2 protein-coding genes are annotated in these 2841 nt (G+C 44.6%); both read left to right on the top strand.

Features of this window, described 5'->3' with window-relative positions:
• On the top strand, nucleotides 1-272 hold a 272-nt coding region (locus H6S82_RS27465; RefSeq protein WP_191057048.1), incomplete at its 5' end, for a nuclear transport factor 2 family protein.
• 158 nt (nucleotides 273-430) lie between these two features.
• Nucleotides 431-2545, top strand: coding sequence for an iron uptake porin (locus H6S82_RS27470; RefSeq protein WP_199317974.1), 2115 nt, complete (start codon nucleotides 431-433; stop codon nucleotides 2543-2545).
• Nucleotides 2546-2841: the final 296 nt, after the last annotated feature.

The following is a 2841-nucleotide window of genomic DNA, read 5'->3' on the forward strand; positions in this document are numbered from 1 at the left end:
ACCAGTTCAGTAACTTTCCGGTTGTCTACGGACACGAAGGTATTAAAAATGCTTCCACCGGTTTTCTAGAAAAGTGCGAAGGTGTACACCACCACATTAAAAATATTTGGGAAATAGGAGAAGATACCGTAGTCGTCGAAATGGAAGTCACCTACTTCCGCCACGACGGCAAAATATTTACGCTTCCCTGTTGCGACACAGTTCGCTTTAAGGGCGATAAAGTGCAAGAATTGCGGATATATATGGACATCAGTCCGGTGTTTGCCGACTGAGACTGAGGTTGTGTTTGAATAAGTTAGCCCCAACTGCCAACTAAAAAGTTGGGGTTAAAAGCCGCAAAGTTCACAGTCAGAGAAGTTGAGTAGGTTTTCTGTTCTGGAACTCAGTAGTTAGCTGAATGCCTGGAAATTACTCAGAAAGAGCCAAAATAATGACCGCAGTTAGGAAAAACACGAATTTTTTGCGTACCTCTTTAATCTCTGTAGTTTCAGCAGCTACTCTCGCATCTGCTGCTGCTGCAATGCCTGCGGCAGAAACCTCGTCACCGGAGGTAGAAACCCCAGCAAATGCTGAAGTTGTTGAGCCTGAAATTAATGCGGAAACTTTAATCCTAACCGAGCCACAGTCGCCAGCCGTAGCGGAGATTAACGCTAACCCAAACGTAGCTGTTTTTCCACGCGAAAATGCCGCTTCTGTTGCCTCAATCCAGGCAAACACTTTTCCAATTCAAACTAATTCTAGTTTTTTAGCGCCATTTAACAACACCAGCTTATTAAAAAGCACTGCTTTCGATCGCGAAAATTCTCCTTCCCAGCTGCCTGATGTCGTCGAAACCAAACAATCCATATTGCCAACTCAGACAAAGCAGCTAAGGGTAGCGGAGATTGAGCCTAACTCCAAGGAAACCGTTACTGCACAAAACACGGCTGCTCCTCAAAATTCCCAGACAAGAAGTTCCGCTGTCGAAAGCGATACTAGGCTCCAAAATGGAACGAACAGATCCAAACCAAAAAACCCTTTAGCTCAAGTTACCTCAGTTTCCCAGCTTTCTGACGTACAACCTACAGACTGGGCTTTCCAAGCCTTGCAGAGCTTGGTTGAGCGCTACGGTTGTATTGAAGGGTATCCCGATCGCACTTTTCGCGGTAATCGGGCAATGACCCGCTACGAATTTGCCGCCGGGTTAAATGCCTGTTTGGAAAAAATTCAGGAACTGATCTCCTCCGTTAAACCTTCCGTTTCCGAGGCTGACTTAAACAGTCTGCGACGATTACAGCAAGAATTTGCCGCCGAACTGGCAACACTGCGAGGTCGTGTGGACTCCCTAGAAGCTCGCACGGCGAAACTGGAAGCAACCCAATTCAGCACCACTAGCAGATTGCTGGGCAATATCAGATTTCAAACAAACGCTTATTTTTCGGGCGAAGGTGATACGGAAACAATCTTTCAACATATTGCCTATTTGGGTATTTTAACCAGCTTCACCGGTCGCGATTTGTTGCTGACTGGAATTGGAATTACAAACACTGTTTTTCCCGATTTGGCAACAACTAATGCGGGGAAATTTGTCGGCTCAACACGCGAAGGTGCTGCGGATGCTTCGGCGTCCGGCGATACCGGAGATGCTGCTAGAATCATCACTTTGCAGTATCAATTCCCACTCACCGATAAAATAAATGTCAACGTGATTGCGGGTAATCGGTATCGTTTTGACCCGCTCACAGCTCGTCGGTTCCTGCCATACTATCAGGTTGGGAATGGCCCTGCCAGTACTTTTGCTGAGGCACCTCCTATTTATTTGCTCGGTGGTGGAGCTGGGTTAGCCATCGATTACGAGATGTTTAAAGGAACGGTGCTAACCTTAACTTACATATCGACATTTGCTAACGAACCTGGTTCTAAAGCTGGGTTGTTTAATGGCGATTATGTAGCATCAGCCCAAATAAATTACAATCCCGTTCGGAAGTTTTTCTTGCAAGGTGTATATCAGAACGGTTACTTTGGTACCCGCACATTTCCTGACGGTCAGATTGGCAATTTCGGCTTTAATAACGGTCAATTCTTCCGAGGCAATGGTTTTATAGGTAGTGCCCTGGCAAATCGCTTTGACGATCCAGGTGTGTTGTTCGATGAAGCATCTGCTGTTTCTACTAATGCTTATCATGTGGGCGGATATTACGAAATTACCCCTAAATTCGTCATTGGTGGCTGGGTTGACTATATCAAAGCTAGGCTGATCGGCAAAGGTGATGCTGATATTTGGACTTATTCAGCTCAAGTTGCATTTCCGGATTTGTTTAAGCAGGGAAATTTGGGGGGTTTAGTTGTCGGTATGGAACCTACTCTGACCGGTTTCAAAAAGGGCGATCGCTATGTCGGTACATTCGACAACGATACATCCCTGCATATCGAGGCTTACTACAGGTATCAGGTGAACAATAATATCTCCGTTACTCCATCGGTGATTTGGATTACAGCTCCTAACCAAGATGCTGATAATGAAGACATTGTTATCGGTGGGGTTAGAACTACGTTCAACTTCTAGTTGTCAAACTTAGTTTCACTTATCCCTACTAAGGCGTCTTACGTTCCTCCGTTTAAGGCAAAACTAGATAGACGGTCACTGGCCAGTCAACAATTATAACTACCAGTCGATCGCTTTCAAATTTTGCCTTATTTGACGAGCGGAAATTTTATTTGAGTTTTCAAATAACATCTTGTTTAGTTGTTTCCACTCTAGAGCAGATGCCAAGATAAAGTGAGCAATAAAATTAAGTTAAACAACCTCAAAATCTGGAAAAATTTACTATCCAGAAGCGAATCTATTTGCTTGTGTCAATA

Origin of the sequence: Planktothrix sp. FACHB-1355, assembly GCF_014748295.1 — a bacterium.
GTDB lineage: Bacteria > Cyanobacteriota > Cyanobacteriia > Cyanobacteriales > Aerosakkonemataceae > Aerosakkonema > Aerosakkonema funiforme_A.